The 18947-nt window shown below is 31.2% G+C and carries 17 protein-coding genes and 1 pseudogene; 8 read left to right on the forward strand and 10 right to left on the reverse strand.

Features of this window, described 5'->3' with window-relative positions; genetic code table 11:
* Nucleotides 1-97 precede the first annotated feature (97 nt).
* The 4 genes from AC0L4B_RS06795 (at nucleotide 98) to AC0L4B_RS06810 (ending at nucleotide 4381) form a co-directional block, all read left to right on the forward strand.
* A complete protein-coding gene (locus AC0L4B_RS06795; RefSeq protein WP_473439105.1) occupies nucleotides 98-625 on the forward strand; it encodes an inorganic diphosphatase in 528 nt (175 codons plus the stop codon).
* A 257-nt stretch (nucleotides 626-882) separates the two neighbouring features.
* Complete coding sequence (locus tag AC0L4B_RS06800; RefSeq protein ID WP_473439106.1) at nucleotides 883-3303, forward strand: sodium-translocating pyrophosphatase; 2421 nt, start codon at nucleotides 883-885, stop codon at nucleotides 3301-3303.
* A gap of 74 nt (nucleotides 3304-3377) precedes the next feature.
* Nucleotides 3378-4115 (forward strand): phosphatase domain-containing protein, encoded by a 738-nt coding sequence (locus tag AC0L4B_RS06805; protein WP_473439107.1) that lies wholly within the window; start codon nucleotides 3378-3380, stop codon nucleotides 4113-4115.
* A gap of 14 nt (nucleotides 4116-4129) precedes the next feature.
* Complete coding sequence (locus AC0L4B_RS06810) at nucleotides 4130-4381, forward strand: phosphatase domain-containing protein (protein WP_473439108.1); 252 nt, start codon at nucleotides 4130-4132, stop codon at nucleotides 4379-4381.
* A 159-nt stretch (nucleotides 4382-4540) separates the two neighbouring features.
* Here the strand turns inward: AC0L4B_RS06810 and AC0L4B_RS06815 are convergent, their stop codons facing one another.
* Together AC0L4B_RS06815 and AC0L4B_RS06820 are read right to left on the reverse strand one after the other, a co-directional pair.
* Nucleotides 4541-5155 carry a deoxynucleoside kinase gene (locus AC0L4B_RS06815; protein WP_028289548.1) on the reverse strand — a complete coding sequence of 205 codons (615 nt, stop codon included), beginning with the start codon at nucleotides 5153-5155 and terminating at the stop codon, nucleotides 4541-4543.
* A gap of 2 nt (nucleotides 5156-5157) precedes the next feature.
* On the reverse strand, nucleotides 5158-5937 hold the full coding sequence (locus AC0L4B_RS06820) for a hypothetical protein (RefSeq protein WP_473439109.1): 780 nt from the start codon (nucleotides 5935-5937) through the stop codon (nucleotides 5158-5160).
* Between the two features lie 152 nt (nucleotides 5938-6089).
* On the opposite strand from AC0L4B_RS06820, the gene AC0L4B_RS06825 reads away from it, so the two are divergent.
* Together AC0L4B_RS06825 and AC0L4B_RS06830 are read left to right on the forward strand one after the other, a co-directional pair.
* Nucleotides 6090-7004: a GLPGLI family protein gene (locus AC0L4B_RS06825; RefSeq protein ID WP_473439110.1), complete on the forward strand. Its 915-nt coding sequence runs from the start codon at nucleotides 6090-6092 to the stop codon at nucleotides 7002-7004.
* A 30-nt stretch (nucleotides 7005-7034) separates the two neighbouring features.
* Complete coding sequence (locus AC0L4B_RS06830; RefSeq protein ID WP_473439111.1) at nucleotides 7035-9770, forward strand: outer membrane beta-barrel protein; 2736 nt, start codon at nucleotides 7035-7037, stop codon at nucleotides 9768-9770.
* Nucleotides 9771-9854: 84 nt separating this feature from the next.
* On the opposite strand, the gene rodA is transcribed toward AC0L4B_RS06830, so the two are convergent.
* From rodA to AC0L4B_RS06870, 8 genes are all read right to left on the reverse strand, one after another.
* Nucleotides 9855-11132, reverse strand: coding sequence for a rod shape-determining protein RodA (gene rodA / locus AC0L4B_RS06835; RefSeq protein WP_473439112.1), 1278 nt, complete (start codon nucleotides 11130-11132; stop codon nucleotides 9855-9857).
* Nucleotides 11132-13060: a penicillin-binding protein 2 gene (gene mrdA, locus AC0L4B_RS06840; protein ID WP_473439113.1), complete on the reverse strand. Its 1929-nt coding sequence runs from the start codon at nucleotides 13058-13060 to the stop codon at nucleotides 11132-11134. The genes rodA and mrdA overlap by 1 nt, the downstream gene beginning before the upstream one ends.
* Nucleotides 13057-13563 (reverse strand): rod shape-determining protein MreD, encoded by a 507-nt coding sequence (locus tag AC0L4B_RS06845; RefSeq protein ID WP_473439114.1) that lies wholly within the window; start codon nucleotides 13561-13563, stop codon nucleotides 13057-13059. Before AC0L4B_RS06845 ends, mrdA begins: the two co-directional genes overlap by 4 nt.
* Nucleotides 13556-14083 carry a rod shape-determining protein MreC gene (gene mreC / locus AC0L4B_RS06850; RefSeq protein WP_473439409.1) on the reverse strand — a complete coding sequence of 176 codons (528 nt, stop codon included), beginning with the start codon at nucleotides 14081-14083 and terminating at the stop codon, nucleotides 13556-13558. The genes AC0L4B_RS06845 and mreC overlap by 8 nt, the downstream gene beginning before the upstream one ends.
* Entirely contained in the window at nucleotides 14044-14370 is a 327-nt protein-coding gene (locus AC0L4B_RS06855; protein ID WP_473439115.1) for a hypothetical protein, read from the reverse strand. The genes mreC and AC0L4B_RS06855 overlap by 40 nt, the downstream gene beginning before the upstream one ends.
* Nucleotides 14371-14383: 13 nt before the next feature.
* Nucleotides 14384-15412: a rod shape-determining protein gene (locus AC0L4B_RS06860; RefSeq protein WP_028289556.1), complete on the reverse strand. Its 1029-nt coding sequence runs from the start codon at nucleotides 15410-15412 to the stop codon at nucleotides 14384-14386.
* 244 nt (nucleotides 15413-15656) lie between these two features.
* Nucleotides 15657-17186, reverse strand: coding sequence for a bifunctional phosphoribosylaminoimidazolecarboxamide formyltransferase/IMP cyclohydrolase (purH, locus tag AC0L4B_RS06865; protein WP_473439116.1), 1530 nt, complete (start codon nucleotides 17184-17186; stop codon nucleotides 15657-15659).
* 98 nt (nucleotides 17187-17284) lie between these two features.
* The gene (locus AC0L4B_RS06870; RefSeq protein ID WP_473439117.1) at nucleotides 17285-17740 is read right to left on the reverse strand and encodes a GAF domain-containing protein; all 456 of its coding nucleotides are present in this window, start codon (nucleotides 17738-17740) and stop codon (nucleotides 17285-17287) included.
* Nucleotides 17741-17819: 79 nt separating this feature from the next.
* Here AC0L4B_RS06870 and xrtF point away from each other — a divergent pair, with 79 nt between their 5' ends.
* Nucleotides 17820-18362: an exosortase family protein XrtF gene (xrtF, locus tag AC0L4B_RS06875; RefSeq protein ID WP_473439118.1), complete on the forward strand. Its 543-nt coding sequence runs from the start codon at nucleotides 17820-17822 to the stop codon at nucleotides 18360-18362.
* Nucleotide 18363: 1 nt separating this feature from the next.
* Nucleotides 18364-18787, forward strand: a pseudogene (locus tag AC0L4B_RS06880) (exosortase F system-associated membrane protein).
* The last annotated feature ends 160 nt before the right edge of the window (nucleotides 18788-18947 follow it).

Here is an 18947-nt window from a genome sequence, read left to right on the forward strand (position 1 = left end):
TATCTTGTCAAAACCTTAAAAATCTCGTACTTTCGCAATCTGAAAAAGTTCAATTTGAAATATAATTTAGCTTAAATAAAACCAATATATAAAGTTTATGAGTCAAGAAGCAAATCTAACATTTGACGTATTAATAGAGATACCAAAAGGAAGTAGAAATAAATACGAATACGATTTTGAATTAAATAAAATCCGTTTTGATCGTATGTTGTTTTCTTCAATGATGTATCCAGGAGATTACGGTTTTATACCAGAAACATTAGCATTAGATGGAGATCCATTAGATGTTTTAGTTTTAGGTCATGAACCAACATATCCAATGGTAGTAATGGAAGTTAGACCAATCGGAGTATTCCATATGACAGATGAAAAAGGGCCAGACGAAAAAATTATCTGTGTTCCAGTTTCAGATCCAATCTGGAGTAATAATAACGACATTAGCGATTTAAATCCACATAGATTAAAAGAAATCGAACACTTTTTTAAAGTTTATAAAGATTTAGAAAAGAAAAAAGTAGATACAGGTGGATGGGGTAATGCTGAAGAAGCTGTGAAAATCTTTCACGAATGTGTTGATCGTTATGAAAAAAGCGAACATAAAGACAAACGTACTTTTGCTATCTAATTAGTAAAAATATAATATAATTTTAAAGCCTTTCACTTTACAAAGTGAAAGGCTTTTTTTGTTGATTCAATTAATGGTGTTGTATGTTGTTTTGTTTGAGGATTAGTTAATAATATTCTTTTTTATGTCTGTAATATTATTGATATCTCTTTTTTAAAGTTAAAAATATTAGATTTTAATATTTTTGTTTTAATTGATTTTGTTACATTTACGAGGACTAAAAAATTATTAACACTAATTAATCAAAATAAACTTATATGGAATCAATAATGATTTGGATGCCTATTGTTATGGCAATTTTAGGCTTAATTTATATGGTTATCAAACAATCTTGGGTTATGAAGCAAGACGCTGGAGATGGAAAAATGAAAGAGATTTCAGATCACATCTACCAAGGTGCTTTAGCTTTTCTAAATGCCGAGTACAGGTTGCTAGCTATTTTTGTAGTTATAGTCAGTGTGCTATTAGCAATAGTCGCTTATTTTGTACCAACAACCAGTTACTTGATTGTTATAGCATTTATTTTTGGAGCTGTATTTTCTGCTTTCGCAGGAAATATTGGAATGAAAATAGCAACTAAAACTAATGTTAGAACAACTCAAGCAGCTAAAACTAGTTTACCAAAAGCTTTAAATATCTCTTTTGGAGGAGGTACAGTTATGGGACTTGGTGTAGCAGGTTTAGCAGTGTTAGGTTTAACCGCTTTTTTTATTGTGTTTTATAAGTTTGTATTTATGCCTGATGGTTGGACTAACACTGATGATATGACTTTAGTCCTAGAAACTTTAGCAGGTTTTTCATTAGGAGCAGAATCTATTGCATTATTTGCACGTGTTGGTGGTGGTATTTATACTAAAGCAGCAGATGTTGGTGCAGATTTAGTTGGTAAAGTAGAAGCTGGAATTCCTGAGGATGATCCTAGAAATCCAGCAACTATTGCAGATAATGTTGGAGATAATGTTGGTGATGTCGCTGGTATGGGAGCCGATTTATTTGGATCGTATGTTGCAACAGTATTAGCAGCAATGGTTTTAGGTAATTATGTAATAAAAGATATGGGAGGCAATATAGCCGACGCATTTGGAGGTATTGGTCCTATTTTACTGCCTATGGCAATAGCTGGAGCAGGTATTATTATTTCAATAATTGGTACTGTTTTGGTAAAAATTAAAAGTAATGATGCTAAAGAAGCTCAAGTTATGGGAGCTTTAAACCTAGGAAATTGGGTGTCGATTGCACTAGTTGCAGCAGCTTGTTTTGGATTAGTAACTTGGATGCTTCCTGAAACTATGCAAATGAAATTTTTTGGTGAAGGTACTCTACAAATTTCTTCGATGCGTGTTTTTTATGCCACCTTAGTTGGTCTTTTTGTTGGTGCTGTGATTTCATCTGTAACCGAGTATTATACTGGCTTAGGTAAAAAGCCTATCTTAAAAATTGTACAACAATCTAGTACAGGAGCAGGAACAAATATTATTGCAGGATTAGCAACTGGTATGATTTCTACTTTTCCTTCGGTATTACTATTTGCAGGAGCAATTTGGTCTTCTTATGCTTTAGCAGGATTTTATGGTGTCGCTTTAGCAGCATCTGCTATGATGGCTACTACAGCTATGCAATTAGCAATAGATGCTTTTGGACCAATTTCTGACAATGCAGGTGGAATTGCAGAAATGAGCGAACAAGATCCTATCGTTAGAGGACGTACAGATATATTAGATTCGGTTGGAAATACAACTGCAGCTACAGGTAAGGGATTTGCTATTGCATCAGCAGCATTAACCTCATTAGCATTATTTGCAGCTTATGTAACCTTTACAGGTATTGATGGAATTAATATTTTTAAAGCACCTGTTTTAGCAATGTTATTTGTTGGAGGTATGGTACCAGTAGTGTTTTCAGCTTTAGCTATGAATGCGGTTGGTAAAGCAGCTATGGAGATGGTACAAGAAGTCCGTCGTCAGTTTAAAGATATTCCTGGTATTATGGAAGGTACAGGTAAGCCAGAATACGATAAATGTGTGGCAATATCTACGCAAGCGTCTTTAAAAGAAATGATGTTACCTGGTTTGTTAACTATCGGATTCCCTTTGGTTATTGCTTTTGTACCAATGTTATTTGGAATGAACCCTATGGCTATAGCCGAAATGCTAGGAGGTTATATGGCTGGTGTAACTGTGTCTGGAGTCTTATGGGCAATTTTTCAAAATAATGCTGGTGGAGCATGGGATAATGCTAAAAAATCTTTTGAAGCTGGTGTAGAAATTAATGGCGAAATGACTTTTAAAGGAAGTGATGCGCATAAAGCAGCAGTAACAGGAGATACTGTTGGTGACCCGTTTAAAGATACTTCAGGTCCATCTATGAATATTTTGATTAAACTAACGTGTTTAATAGGTTTAGTAATTGCACCAATTTTAGGCGGTCATACAGAAACAGGTGTCTCTAATACTAAAGAAGTTACTATTGAAAAGGAAATGAATATTGAAAATAATACAGCTGTAGCTACAATTGTTTATACCGTAATTGAAAACGGAAAAGTGGTAACTAAAGAGGAAACTTTTGAAGGCTCTAAGTTAGATGTAGAAGCAAAAATTAAGGATTTTGAAAAAGATAATAATCAAGCAAATGAAGCCAATAAAAAAATAATTCAGAACGTAAATATTACAAAAGATTAATACAACTTTTTAAAATTAAAAATTTTAAACCTGCTAATTTGATTAGCAGGTTTTTTTGTATTATATTTGAGGTAATGAGTTGGTTTAGGAAAGATCCGTTACAAATTATTTCGTTTTTAAGTTATGGTACGTCAAACCATTTCTATCATCGTGGTCGTGCATTAGAAGATGAGACTATTGATTTAGATCAAAAAAGTTTGTATAGTCTTATTTTAAATACTTGGAAACGATTTGAAACAGATGAAATAAAAAACACTAAATTAAAGGTGACTTTGCCTAATAATAAGGTGTATTATGTCCAAACTGATAAAGATGGTTATTATAAAATTGAAGAAAATATTGATGGATTGGAGCTATTAATTAATAGTGAAGGTTGGTTAAATTTTGAAGTTTCTTATAATGAACCTTCCATAAAAAGAACCATCCAGAATCAAAATAAATTTCCAGCCGAGTTATTAATCCCTAAATTAGATTCTGATTTTGCTGTGATTAGTGATATTGATGATACAATATTACACACAGGTGTTGTATCTATTTTAAAATGGCGTGTATTGTATAATACGTTTTTAAAACATGCCCAAAATAGAATTCCGTTAGAAGGTGCTGCAGATTTTTATCACCTTTTACATAAAGGTCCAAGTGGTAAAAAAGCTAATCCTATTTTTTATGTTAGTCATAGTCCTTGGAATTTGTATCGTTATTTGGAGTTCTTTTTAAGAACTAACAATTTTCCTAAAGGTCCTATTTTACTTAGAAGTTTTAAAACCATTTTTAAAAAAAGTCTTCGACTTGTAAGCCAGATAAGCAATTAGAGATTGAAAATATTTTGAAAACTTATCCTAATTTACCTATTATTTTAATAGGTGATAGTGGTGAGCATGATCCTGATATTTACTTAAAATTGGTAAACGCGTATCCTAATAGGATTAAGGCTGTGTATTTAAGAAGTGTGGATGATAAACGTAAGACTAAACGTGTTAAGGACTTATTGTCTAATTATAAAAACACACCTGTATTATTAGTTAACTCTAGCAAAGAGGCTATTGTACATGCTAAAAGTCATGGGCTTATCAAGTAAGCCTGTGTTAGTGATGGAAGTGGCATCCTTTTTTGTGCTAGTTTTAGTGTTTTGTGAAGTATGAGCAAAACAACTCTAAAACCAATAAAAAAGATATAACGGACAGCACGACGTTTATCCTGAACTAAATTCAGGATAAAGGTAACGCCTAAATTATTATTAGAATAAACCGTTTATTTCGGCATCTATTTTATTAATTATAAATCCTAAGTCTTCAGGATTTGCTACAAAATCCATATTGTCTACATCTATTACTAACAGGTTGCCTTTATTGTAACCATGTATCCAAGCTTCGTAACGCTCATTAAGTCTGCTTAAATAATCAATGCTTATTGAGTTTTCATAATCACGTCCTCGTTTATGTATCTGAGAGACTAGATTTGGAATGGAGCTTCTTAAGTAAATCAGTAAATCTGGTCCTGCAACAAAACCTTCCATTAACTCAAAAAGGGATTTGTAGTTTTCAAAATCACGATTGGTCATCAAGCCCATTGCATGTAAGTTAGGTGCAAAAATGTGTGCATCTTCATAAATGGTTCGGTCTTGAATAATATCTTTTCCGCTTTCGCGAATTTGTGATACTTGTCTAAAACGACTATTTAAAAAGTAAACTTGTAGATTAAAGCTCCAACGCTCCATTTGATTGTAAAAATCGTCAAGATATGGGTTGTCTACAACATCTTCTAACTGAGCTTCCCAATTAAAATGTTTGGCTAATAAATTTGTAAGCGTTGTTTTTCCTGCTCCTATGTTTCCTGCTATGGCAACGTGCATGATTAGTCTATTTTAAATTGGTATTGATAAAGTGTTTTGAGAGTGTAAATATAAAGGATTTGATTGGTTACAGAAAACTGACTTATTAACATATTTTGTAATGGTATAGGAACCAGTGTTTTGGTTTTGTGATTATAATAAATTAAACCGTTTTCTTTTTTTATGACAAGGTTTTCGTTATTAGCTTTTATACTTAAATACTTGTCGTTTTTTATTTTATAAACTAAACTTCCAAAATAATTATAGCAATACAAAAACTTTTCAGTAAGCAACCAGCAGTAATTATAATTACTGGTTAGGTCTAAAACTTTTGAGGTTATTGGTATGGTTTTGTAACGTGTGGTTTGTGTTTTATAATCATATAGCTCTAAGTACTGAAAATCTTGATTAAATAACCAAAGTGTGTTGTCAAAGCCTGTTGTTATGTGTGAAATATTTTTGTAACTGTCTAATGCATTAAAATCTATTTTAAATATTTCGGTTAACCTATTATCTAAAATAACTACAGTATTAAGATCTGCGTAAAAAGCATTAATTTTTAATGGATTAAATGTGTGTACACTGGTAATATTCCCTAATTGTATATTACTGTAGTTATAAGTGTCGTTTTTGGTTTTTTTAATTACAATATTATTATCAATATAATAAAGATTGTCAAAATTGTTTTTGGCTATAAAAAGGTCTGCATTTAAACTGTCTTTTTTAATCAGTTTTGTGGTTATTGGCTGTTGAGCCAATAATGATACTGATATAAAATAAATAGTGATTAGGATAGATTTCATGAATTACCAATGTACAAAAAGTAATCCATAACGTAATAGATTAATATTAAAGTCTGGATATTTAATTATTAGCATTTTTTTAACATTTAATAATTAAACTATTAGGATTCTATAAGGTCTTAACATAGTATTAATACAATAAACACAAAATAATGAGAATAAAATCTACCTTTAAAAGCCTAACTATTGCATTGGTTATGGTTATTACCGCTAATAGCTTTGCTCAAGATAGTTTTCAGGGTCAAGCTATATACATGTCAAAAACTACTGTTGATACGGATAGTTTTGGAGGTCGTGATATGAGTCCTGAACGTAAAAAGGCAATTATGGAGCGTATGAAAAGTATGCTTGAAAAAACATTTATTTTAGATTTTAATAAAACCGAATCAACGTATAAAGAAGATGAAGCTTTAGAGTCACCAAGTGGAGGAAGAGGTTTTAGATTTGGAGGAATGACCTCTGCAGGAACTGTTTATAAAAATGTTAAAGACAATCAATTATTACAGGATCAAGAGTTTTTTGGGAAACAATTTTTAATTAAAGATAGTCTTACAACATTTGAATGGAAAATGAGTGGTGAGTCAAAGCAAATTGGACAATACACTTGTTTTAAAGCAACAGCAACAAAAAAAGTTGATGCTGCAGATTGGACCAATATGAGACGAAGAGGTGGTAGAGATGGTAGAAAAGATGATGATAAAAAAGATTCTACTGAAGCTAAACAAGATAGTACAAAGGTAAAAGGGGCTAAAGATCCTTTTGAAAATATTGAAATCCCTGAAGAAGTAGAGGTTACTGCTTGGTATACTATGAGTATTCCAGTAAATAGTGGGCCAAGTGAATATTGGGGATTACCAGGTTTAATATTAGAAGTTAATTCTGGACGTACAACAATTTTGTGTACTAAAATTGTAATAAATCCAGCAGATAAAGATGACATAAAAAAACCAACTAAGGGTAAAGAAATCTCTCAAGAAGATTATCAAGCTACTGTTAAAAAGAAAATGGAAGAAATGCGCGAAATGTTTAGATCTAGAGGAGGTCGCGGTGGAGGTGGTCGTAATTAATCATTTTAAATAAACCAATCAATAAAACTTATGAAACATATATTTACACTACTACTTTTATTAGTGGTTACAACTTCTTTTGCCCAAGTTAAATTTGAAGGCGTTGTCAAGGATAGTTTAGGCGTTGGTTTAGAGTTAGCCAATGTGGTTGCTATAAATCAAGAAACGAAGGCTTTAGAGTCTTATGCTATTACCAATGACAAAGGTCGATTTAAACTAAATTTAGATGTCAATTCGGCTTACAGTATTCAGGTTAGTTATATAGGAATGCAACAAATTTCTGAAACTATTAATACTAAAGAAGTTGATATTGCTAAAAATTATACGATGGCTATAGATAATAGTTTAGACGAAGTCGAAATTACCTATGAAATGCCTGTAACCATTAGTGGAGACACAATTACATACAACGCAGATTCTTTTAAAAATGGTACTGAAAGAAAACTTGGTGATGTACTAGAAAAAATGCCAGGAGTTGAAATTAATGATGATGGTGAAGTAGAAGTTGAAGGTAAAGCGGTTGGTAAAGTCATGATTGATGGTAAAGAGTTTTTTGATGGAGACACTAAATTAGCAACCAAAAATATTCCAGCAAATGCAATAGATAAAGTACAGGTTTTAAAAAATTATAGTGAAGTTGGACAGCTTAGTGGTGTGACTAATAATCAAGATAATATTGCTATAAATATTAAATTGAAAGAAGGAAAGAAAAACTTCTGGTTCGGAACTGTTACAGGTGGTTTAGGAGATTCAAAATCAGGTGAATTATATTTATTTCAACCTAAATTGTTTTATTACAGTCCAGAAAAAAGTATCAATTTTATTGGAGATTTAAATAATATTGGAGAATTGGCTTTATCACGTCGTGATATGTTTAATTTTTCAGGTGGATTCCAACAGCCTAGTCAACAAAGCGGAACTAATATTAGTTTAGGAAGCAATGATCTAGGATTTAGACAACTACAAAATAATCAAGCTAAAAGTATTGATACAAAATTTGCTGCTGCTAACTTTAGTTTTTCGCCTAAAAGCACTTTGGATTTAAGCGGATTTGCAATATTAGCAAGTAGTAGAATAGAGTTACAAGAAAATAGTTCAGTATTTTACACAGATCAATCTTTAGATATTCCAGATGAAAACACGTCTAGTAATACCAAACAAAAAAGTGATTTAGGCTTGTTTAAATTTAGTGCCAAGTATAAGCCCAATTCTAATAATCAACTTGATTATGATATTTTAGGAAGAGTGTCTAAAGACGAACAGTTAAATGGAACCTTCTCTAGTGTTATTGGACAAATTGATCAAAACGAAGAGACAACTCCTTTTAAAATAAATCAAAACTTGAATTATTATTACACCATGAACGAGGATAATATTTTTGCACTATCTGTTCAGCATTTATTACAAGATGAAGATCCTTTTTATAATGCTATTTTACAAAATGATCCTTTAAATAATAATGATGCTGATAATGATCCATTTGATGATACAGCTCAAGACTTAGGGTTAGATGGTACACAAGTAAGCTACGATGTTAATCAAGAAAAGCGTGTAAAGACAAACCAATTAGATGCTAAAGTAGATTATTGGAATATTTTAAATAAGAAAAGCGATATTAATTTTACTGTTGGTACAATATATAGTAATCAGCAATTTGATTCTAATTTATTTCAGACTTTAGATAACGGAAGTGATTTAGAAACAGACACAACACTTGAAGGTTTATCAGATGAGAATGATATTAAATATACTTTTAGTGATGTTTATTTAGGAGCACATTACCGTATTAAAACGGGTAAATTTACAATAAGTCCTGGTGTGTCAGCACATGCATATAGTGCAATTAATAAACAATTTGGTACAGAAACTACGGATAACTTTTTTAGAGTTTTACCAGATCTAAATGTACGTGTACAATTAAAAGGAAGTGAAACTTTAAATTTAACATATAAAATGCAAACTCAGTTTACAGATGTTAATCAATTTGCTGAAGCTGTAGTCTTAAATAGTTATAATTCGACGTTTGCTGGTAATCCTGATTTAGAAAGTTCTTTATCTCATAATGTTAATTTAAGTTATTTTAGTTTTAATATGTTTAATTATACTAATGTTTTTGCATTTGTTAATTACAGTAAAAACATTGATAATATTAGAAACGTATCAGAGTTTCAACCTGGATCTGTTATTAGAATAAGTACACCATTTAACTCTGGCTTAGAAGACGAAAGTTTAAATGTTAGCGGACGCTTTCAAAGACGATTTGGAAAGCTTCAAGCTAGTGCTAGAGGGACTTTTGGTTATACAAAATTTAGCCAATTTATAAATGATGAAATTTCGGTTAATCAAAATTACACACAAAGTTATACTGCACAATTGCGTTCTAATTTTAATAATGCACCAAATTTTGAATTGAGTTATCGTTATGGTTTAACTAATAGTGATCAAGGAGATCGTACAACTAAAATTTATACCAATGCACCTTCAGCTGAGTTTGATGCTTTAATTTTTAAAACGTTCACTTTTAAAACAGATTATACGTATAGTCGTCAGACTATTGATGGAGATAGTAATGGTTTTGGTTTATGGAATGCTAATTTAGCCTACAGAAAAAGTAGTGATAGTAAATGGGAATATGAGCTTAAGGCAACTAACCTTTTAGATACAGCTTCAAGAATACAAAATAGTAATGGAGCGTTTTCTGTAAGTACAAGCGAGTATTTTATACAGCCTAGGTTTGTAACAGCTAGATTTATTTACAATCTATAAATTAATAAGTAGACAAATTAAAATCCCTTTTAGCAATATGTTTTAAGGGATTTTTTATGTTTTATAAAATGTTAGTTTCTTGTTTTACCACTCGTTGATACGATTTGAGTCTAGTTTAATAAAAATAAAAACTAAAATAGTAAATCCCCAAAGTCCAGATCCACCATAACTAAAAAAGGGTAGAGGTATACCTATAGTTGGTATTAAGCCCATGACCATACCAATATTAATCATAAAGTGTAAAAATAAAATGGCACCAACTGCGTAGCCATACATTCGGCTGAATTGATTTTTCTGTCGTTCGGCAAGAATTAAAATTCTTATTATTAATAATAAAAAGACAAAGACGGTTAGGAAGCTTCCTAGAAAACCCCATTCTTCACCTACAGTACTAAAAATATAATCTGTGTGCTGTTCTGGGACAAAGTTTCCGGTTGTACGTGTGCCTTCCAAAAAGCCTTTTCCTTTGAAGCCACCACTACTTATTGCTTTTTCAGATTCGTTTAAATTATAAGCTACCGTTTTTTTCATTCGCTCTAATTTATCTGGATCTTTCTCTAAGCTTAGCCATATTGTAATTCGGTCTTTTTGGTGAGCAGGTAATATATTATCATAAAAAAATCTTACACTAAAAGCTAAAGCAGTACATAATAGTATTACTACAATAGGTTGAAAAATAGAAGGACGCTTTTTACGTGTAAAGTAATACGTTAATACAATTATTGCAGTTATTAGCAATGTGCTTGTGGCTCCAAGTTTTAGTGCGAAAATAGAGAGTAAAATAAGTAATACAGCAACTATTAGATACAAGTGTGGTAAACCTTCTCTATACAATACAAAGAAAAAAGCACTATAAACAATTGCACTTCCTGCATCAGGTTGTAACAAAACTAAAAAAGCAGGAACAGTAATTATGGCAAATGATTTAAGCTGGTCGTTAAATCGTTTAATATCAGTGTTTAAATCGCTTACATATTTTGCAACAGCTAACGCAGTAGCTACTTTAGCAAATTCTCCAGGTTGAAAAGTGAAGCTGCCAATAGGATACCAAGAGGTGGCTCCATTAATGTTTTTTCCAAAAACAAATAAGCCAGCTAAAGAGAGTAATGCTGAAAAATATATGATACTAGAAAAACGTTCGTAAAACTTAGATTCGATTGATAGGACTAAAATTATTAGTACTACAGAAAGTCCTATAAAAATAAGTTGTTTGCTATAATAATGAGAAAAATTAGAGAATTCTAGAGCTTCTCCAGAATGTGAAGCAGAAATGATGTTAACCCAACCAAAAATAACTAGTATAAAAAATAATAATATGGTTAACCAATCAAATTTGTAATATCTATCAGTTTGTCTTGACATTAATTTAGTTGATTTAGTCTTTGTTTAAGTCTATGGTATTCTTCTTGATCAACTACTTGTAATTGGCTTAAACCGTTTATATTAAAAGGTTCTCCTGAGTACGGTTTAGCATATTCGTTTTCTAGTGTGTGATTTAATACCCAATCTTCTAAATCTGTTCTACTAATACTTCCTTTTAAGTATTTTTCTATCATTAGACTTGTTATTTTTCCTGCATAACGACTTCCCCAATATCCATTTTCTACAAAAACTGCAATTGCAATTTTAGGATTGTCTTTTGGTGCAAATGCTACAAAAATGGAGTGGTCGGTAAGTTGAGTTTTGACACTGTCTATTTTTACAAAATTTTCCACTGTTCCCGTTTTTCCAACAATTTCGATGTCTTTAACTTGTAAAGATTCTGCTGTACCTTTTTCATATACCTTTAACATACCTTCTATAACAGGTTCAAAATGTTGTTTGTCTATAGTTGTGTGTTTTGGTGTTGTAAAGCTTTCAGGTAAAGGTTCGTCTTGAATACTTTTTATAATATGTGGTGTAAAGTAATAACCTCTGTTAGCAATTGCGGCTACCATGTTGGCTAATTGTATTGGAGTAGTCCTAACTTCACCTTGCCCAATGGCGTTAGACATGGTGTAAGTAGAATAAAAACGTTTAGGATAAGCGTTGCTATAAAATTCTCTATTAGGTATTCGTCCTTTTTGACCAACATATAAATCGTTGTTTAAAAAATTCCCAAGACCAAAACTTTTGACATGTTTACTCCAGTTGTCAATACCAATTGAAGCATTGTCATATTTATCCAGTATACGTTTGTAAGCAGTACCGAAATATGCATTACAGGATTGTTGAATACCTCTTGATAAGTCATTTTTTACTCCATAACCACAGTGACATTTCATGAAGGCTTTTTTACCGTATTTAAGACCATTATAACAAGTTATTTTTTCTTCAGTAGAAATCACACCTTCTTGTAGAGCAATTAGAGCATTCATTAGTTTAAAAGGTGAACCAGGCTCATAAACCCCTTGTAAACTTCTGTTAAATAATGGTTTTGCTATTGAGTCTCTGTAAAGTTTAGTATAATTTTCACTTCGGCTTCTACCTACTAAGCTATTTGGGTTGTAAGTTGGAGCAGATATCATAGCTAATATTTCACCACTTTCTGGTTCGATGGCTATAACACCACCTCGTTTATTGGTCATTAATAATTCTCCATAGGCTTGTAAGGTAGCATCTATGGTTATTTTAATGTCTTTTCCGGATTCAGGAAGTGTGTCAAATATTCCGTCTTTATAAGGGCCAATATTACGATTAAACCTGTCTTTTTGGATAAATTTTATTCCTTTTTGACCACGTAGTGTTTCTTCATAGGAAGCTTCAACACCAGCTTTACCTATTAAATCACCCGAATGATAGTAACTATCATTTTCAATGTTTCGGTTGTTAACTTCTCCAATATCTCCTAAAACGTTAGCTCCAATAGAGGTTTCGTATTTTCTAAGATTTCTTTTTTGTATGTAAAAGCCTTCATATTTACGCATCTTTTCTTGTAATACAGCATAATCTTCTTTGGATAAATGCGAGACAAATACATAAGGTAGTCTTGGTGAGTAACGGTAGGCTTTATCGTATTTTTTTATAAAAGTTTCTTTATCTATTTTTAAAAGATTACAAAACTCTAACGTGTCTAATGGTTTAACTTCTCTTGGTATTACCATCACATCATATGACGGTTGGTTGGATACTAAAAGCTGTCCGTTTCTGTCATACACAAAACCACGTTTAGGATAATCAAACACCTTACGTATAGCATTGTCTTGGTATAAATTATAATCTGTTGTTTTAATAACCTGTAAATACAGTAAACGACCTGTAAATATTAAGCCAACAACGACGACAGAAAAAAGCAGTAAAAATTTTCTCATTTAGATTTTGAACTAAAAATATATGTTATTAGTATACAAAGTATAATAGTAAATATACCTGAGAACAACGTGTTTTGTAACACAAAAATTATTTTAGAAATGTTAAAAATTTCTAATAAAAAATAAGTTAGATGATGTATTAAAACTAATAAGAAAATATAAGTTACACGTTGACCAAAATCTATGTTATTAAATTTCACTGCTTGGTGCTCATAAATTGCACCAAAACTAAACTTTAAAATAACAGGTCTAGCATAAGCTGTTAGTACTGCTGCTGCTGTATTTATACCACCAGAATCCATAAAAATATCAATGCTTAATCCTAATATAAAGCTTAAAAATAAAAATGTAAGTCTATTATTTTTAACAGGAAATAAAGCTATAAATAAAATGTAAACATAAGGATTGATATAACCCATAAAATTAATATTATTAAACACTAATACTTGAAGTAGTATTAATACAATAAACCTAACAGTATGTATGGATAATAGGTTATTCATTGGAGTTTAATAAATCGTCTATTAAGGGTTTGTCTTTGTTTTCTATGATACTAACATGCTCAAGATTGGTCATGTCGTTAAATAATTTGATACTAATTTCAAAATAATTTTTAGTTGCATCCAATTGAAAGCTTTCTATAGCACCAACTAATATACCTTTAGGGAAAATAGCAGATCGTCCAGACGTTATTATAGTATCACCTTTAGATACAACTGCATTTTTTTGAATATCTGTAAGTTGTATATAATTTGGTGATTGTCCGTTCCAACTTAAAGTTCCAAAATGATTAGAGTTTTTAAGTTGACCACTTATTTTATTAGTTGTGTTTAATATAGAAATTACAGTTGCGTAACTACTGTTGGTATTATCTACAATTCCGACAATTCCGTTAGTAGACACAACACCTAAATCTTGTTTAATACTATCGTTTACTCCTTTGTTTATAGTTAAATAGTTGTTTTGTAAATTGTAACTATTCTTTATGACTTTTGCAGAGGTAAACTTATATTTTTTTGAAATACAGTCGTGTCCACAAAAGTATTTATTGGATCCTGTTGATTATATAACAGCGACTTTAAATAGGTGTTTTCCTGTTGTAATTTTTCGTTTTCTTCTTTTAAACCAAAATAACTAGTTACCGAGTTGCTAGTATTATAAACACCACCTGTAATGCTATTAGCCGAGTTTATAAATTTGCTTTTATGGTAGTTGTGTGACTGTATTGTTAATCCAATAGCAATACCAAACAGCAACAAGAAAAACAAAAACGCTTTGTTTTTAAGTATAAAATTTACAATTTGTTGCATTTAGTTATAGTTACTACTTGATCAATACGCTTTTGTATTTAGCAATGTTTTTAAGTGTAATTCCGGTTCCTCTTACTACAGCACGTAATGGGTCTTCAGCAATATAAACAGGTAAATCTGTTTTTTGAGACAGACGTTTATCTAAACCACGTAACATAGATCCACCACCTGCAAGATAAATACCAGTATTATAAATATCAGCAGCTAATTCTGGAGGTGTTTGTGATAAAGTTTCCATCACAGCATCTTCAATACGTAAAATAGATTTGTCTAAGGCTTTAGCAATCTCTCTATAGCTAATTTGTACTTGCTTAGGTTTACCAGTTAAAAGATCACGACCTTGTACGCTCATGTCTTCTGGTGGAAGGTCTAAATCTTCAGTAGCAGCACCAATTTGAATTTTAATTTTTTCAGCAGTGCGCTCACCAACATATAAGTTGTGTTGCGTACGCATGTAATAAATAATATCGTTAGTAAATACATCACCTGCAATTTTTACAGATTTATCACAAACAATACCACCTAAAGCAATTACTGCAATCTCAGTAGTACCACCACCAATATCAACAATCATATTTCCTTTAGGTTGCATAATATCTACACCAATACCAATAGCAGCAGCCATAGGCTCATGTATTAAGTATACTTCTTTACCATTAACACGCTCAGCACTTTCTTTTACAGCTCGCATTTCTACCTCTGTAATTCCAGACGGAATACAAATTACCATGCGTAAAGCAGGCGTAAATAGTTTCTTTTTTAACGCAGGAATATTTTTAATAAACAGACTTATCATTTGCTCAGACGCATCAAAATCTGCAATTACACCATCTTTTAGAGGTCTAATAGTCTTAATGTTTTCATGAGTTTTACCTTGCATCATATTGGCTTCTTGACCAACAGCAATGATTTTACCCGAAATCCTGTCTCTGGCAACTATCGAAGGCGCATCAACTACAACCTTGTCGTTATGAATAATTAAAGTGTTGGCAGTACCTAAATCTATAGCGATTTCTTCTGTCAGGAAATCAAAAAATCCCATATGTTAAATGTAATTATAAGGCGTTATTATAAAGATGTCGTAAAAGTAATAAAAGTATGGTAATATAAGGATTTTATGTCTTACAATTTTTATTAATTGGCATACAAATAAAAGATACGATTAAAAAGTAGATTTGGATGTTTTCGTTGTCACGGAAATTATGCCCAACGCACAAAAAAAGCTTCGGTAATTACACCGAAGCTTTGTATATAAAATTAAATTTTGTCCTTGTAAAACTAACCGTTTAGTGTTTAAAATGACGTGTGCCAGTCATAACCATTGATATGTCATTATCATTGCAATAATCAATGCTTAATTGGTCTTTAATAGATCCTCCAGGTTGGATCACGCTAGATATACCAGCATTACCTGCTATTTCTACACAGTCAGGAAATGGAAAAAACGCATCACTTGCCATAACACTACCTTTTAAATCAAATTTAAAAGACTGTGCTTTGTGTATTGCTTGATTTAAAGCATCCACACGACTAGTTTGTCCAGTTCCACTAGCACATAATTGTTTGTTTTTTACCAAAACAATAGTGTTTGATTTGGTGTGCTTGCATATTTTAGAAGCAAAAATTAAATCTTCAATTTCAGTCGTACTAGGTTTAGTATCAGTTGCGTATTTAAAATCTTCAACAACATCTGTTTTGTTGTCTTTGTCCTGTACCAATACTCCGTTTAAACAAGTTCTAACAGATGTCTTCGGAAAATCGATATCATTTAAAACCAATAGTATTCTGTTTTTCTTTCCTTTTAAAATAGTTTCAGCTTCAGCCGAAAAAGAAGGAGCGATTACTACTTCACAAAATAAGGTATGAATAGCATTGGCAGTAGTCTCGTCAATTTCAGTATTACTAATTAAAACACCTCCAAATGCAGAAACAGGATCGCCAGCTAAAGCATCAGTATAGGCTTGTTGGACTGTATCACGTTGCGCAAATCCACAAGCATTATTATGCTTTAAGATAGCAAAAGTTGGGTTTTCACCTTTAAATTCTTGAATTAAATTTACAGCAGCATCAACATCTAAAAGGTTGTTGTAGCTTAATTCTTTACCATGTAACTTTGTGAATAATTCGTCAAATTTTCCAAAGAAAAATCCTTTTTGATGTGGGTTTTCACCATAACGTAAAACTTGACCTTTAGTTTCGCTTAACTTGAAAGACGCTAAGTTTTCTGTAGTATTAAAATAATTGAAGATTGCAGAGTCATAATGTGAAGATACATTAAAAGCTTTAGCAGCAAAACGTTTGCGATCAGCTTCAGATAAGTCCCCTTTTTTGTCAGTAATTAGTTCCAAAAACTCAGCATAATCTTCAACTGAAGAGACACAAATGACGTCTGCATAATTTTTAGCTGCAGCACGTATTAAAGAGATGCCTCCAATATCAATTTTTTCGATAATATCTTGATTGGCAGCTCCAGAAGCTACTGTTTTTTCAAATGGATATAAATCTACAATTACGACATCTATTTGTGGTATGTCAAAGTCTTTCATTTCTTTAACATCACCATCATGATTTTGGCGGTTTAAAATACCTCCAAAAACTTTTGGGTGTAATGTTTTTACACGACCACCTAAAATAGAAGGATACGACGTCACGTCCTCTACAGGAACGACATCAATACCAAGGTTTTTTATAAAAGTTTCGGTTCCACCAGTAGAGTAAATGGTAACACCTTGTTTGTTTAGTTCTTTAACAATAGGTTCTAATCCATCTTTGCTAAAAACTGAAATTAATGCAGATTTAATTGTTTTGTTGCTCATTATAGTTGTGTTAATAAGCAAGCAAATTTAAGTAAAACTAAATTGTTTTAGTTGAAAAATTAAAACCTTTTTCAACTAAAACAAGTAGTTATTAACATCTATAGTAATTCTGAAACTTTACTGCAAACAAATTCTAAAAAACGCTCGTCAGCTTCTGTAAAAGGGTCTGGAGTATTAGAGTCTATGTCTATTTGGCCTAAGTTTTCACCGTTTACAAAAATTGGAATTACAATTTCAGCTTTAACTGTAATGCTACAAGCTATATAATTATCTTGAGCAGCAACATCTGGTACTACAAAATTTTCGTTACTAACAGCAACTTGTCCGCAGATACCTTTTCCAAAAGGAATAATAGTATGGTCTGTTGGCTCACCAACGTAAGGTCCTAATTTAAGTTCGTTTTTATCTCCATTTTTGAAGTAAAAACCAACCCAGTTATAATAAGAAATGTTAGTTTCTAATAGTTGACATATTTGTAACAATTTATCATCATGAGATAAATTAGAATTAGAAACTATAGTTTCAACTTGAGGTTTTAAAGTTTCGAAAGTCATTTGTTTGAAAATTTTGGTAAAAGTATTTAAAAAGGCGTAATTTCAACCCTTAAAAAAACTTAAAGTTTATTCTTTTTTATTGAAAGCGTTAATAATAAAATATAAATCAGTTATAAAATTTATACTTACTTTTTTAGTAGTGTATGGTGTTTTATCTTTTGGATATAGTTATTATTTGGATATCTCTAAATCAGGGCAATATTATCCAGATTTTATTACAAACTTGGTCGCCAAACAAACTGAAAACTTACTACAAACTGTGGGTTATGATACTAAAGTCGTACCACATCCTAATGAGCCTTCTATGAAGGTAATAGTAAAGGGGAAGTACTTAGCCAGAGTTATAGAGGGTTGTAATGGAGCAAGCATTATTATTTTGTTTGTGTCTTTTATTGTTGCTTTTTCTGGTAAAATAAAAACAACTATTTTTTTCGCTTTAAGCGGAAGTGTATTACTGTATGTTGTAAATCTTATCAGGATTGTTGTTTTGTCTATTGGGTTATATCATTATCCTTGGAGGGAAAACCTATTGCATAGTGTTGTTTTTCCTGCAACAATCTACGGGATGGTGTTTTTATTATGGATGTTTTGGGTGAATCGTTTTTCAAAGTTTAATCAATAAAATGAAAAAGTATTTAAAATACATAGGCATTACTATTTTGTTTTTTTGTTAGCATTGGTTAGATGGTTTGAAAACGAATTATTTTACGATCCCTATTTGTTGTTCTTTCAAAATGATTATTTGTATATGGATTCACCACGACAAGAAGTTTTAAAATTAGTAGCTAATACAACGTTTAGGTATGTCATTAATACTTTATTGTCTATGTCCATTTTATATCTTTTTTTAAAGATAAAAGTGTGATTAAATTTTCAACCTTAATCTATGTTTTTTCTTATATTCTTTTGATAGCTTTATTTCTGTTTTTTGTTTTAAACCCAAAACAAGAAAACTATTATTTATTTTTTAACATCAGACGTTTTTTAATTCAACCAATTCTATTGCTACTACTATTGCCAGCCTTTTATTATAATAAACTCTCTTGATTTGGTTAAGTTGTTGACAGTCAAAAGACAGTAGTTGTTTGTTTTGTCTATATATATTATGTTATTTAACTGACAATACGTGCGACTGGTCGTAAAATTTTCTGTGAATTATGGATTAATATTAAATTTGTACTCCAAATGTTTTCTTTGTTTGAAGAAA

The sequence above is a fragment of the Olleya sp. NP1-10 genome, from assembly GCF_055804415.1.

What these genes read in the sequence shown, in the direction of transcription:
- AC0L4B_RS06795 (WP_473439105.1), top strand. Translation starts at nt 98, where the DNA reads ATGAGTCAAGAAGCAAATCTAACATTTGACGTATTAATAGAGATACCA.
- AC0L4B_RS06800 (WP_473439106.1), top strand. Translation starts at nt 883, where the DNA reads ATGGAATCAATAATGATTTGGATGCCTATTGTTATGGCAATTTTAGGC.
- AC0L4B_RS06805 (WP_473439107.1), top strand. Translation starts at nt 3,378, where the DNA reads ATGAGTTGGTTTAGGAAAGATCCGTTACAAATTATTTCGTTTTTAAGT.
- AC0L4B_RS06815 (WP_028289548.1), bottom strand. Translation starts at nt 5,155, where the DNA reads ATGCACGTTGCCATAGCAGGAAACATAGGAGCAGGAAAAACAACGCTT.
- AC0L4B_RS06820 (WP_473439109.1), bottom strand. Translation starts at nt 5,937, where the DNA reads ATGAAATCTATCCTAATCACTATTTATTTTATATCAGTATCATTATTG.
- AC0L4B_RS06825 (WP_473439110.1), top strand. Translation starts at nt 6,090, where the DNA reads ATGAGAATAAAATCTACCTTTAAAAGCCTAACTATTGCATTGGTTATG.
- AC0L4B_RS06830 (WP_473439111.1), top strand. Translation starts at nt 7,035, where the DNA reads ATGAAACATATATTTACACTACTACTTTTATTAGTGGTTACAACTTCT.
- rodA (WP_473439112.1), bottom strand. Translation starts at nt 11,132, where the DNA reads ATGTCAAGACAAACTGATAGATATTACAAATTTGATTGGTTAACCATA.
- mrdA (WP_473439113.1), bottom strand. Translation starts at nt 13,060, where the DNA reads ATGAGAAAATTTTTACTGCTTTTTTCTGTCGTCGTTGTTGGCTTAATA.
- AC0L4B_RS06845 (WP_473439114.1), bottom strand. Translation starts at nt 13,563, where the DNA reads ATGAATAACCTATTATCCATACATACTGTTAGGTTTATTGTATTAATA.
- AC0L4B_RS06855 (WP_473439115.1), bottom strand. Translation starts at nt 14,370, where the DNA reads ATGCAACAAATTGTAAATTTTATACTTAAAAACAAAGCGTTTTTGTTT.
- AC0L4B_RS06860 (WP_028289556.1), bottom strand. Translation starts at nt 15,412, where the DNA reads ATGGGATTTTTTGATTTCCTGACAGAAGAAATCGCTATAGATTTAGGT.
- purH (WP_473439116.1), bottom strand. Translation starts at nt 17,186, where the DNA reads ATGAGCAACAAAACAATTAAATCTGCATTAATTTCAGTTTTTAGCAAA.
- AC0L4B_RS06870 (WP_473439117.1), bottom strand. Translation starts at nt 17,740, where the DNA reads ATGACTTTCGAAACTTTAAAACCTCAAGTTGAAACTATAGTTTCTAAT.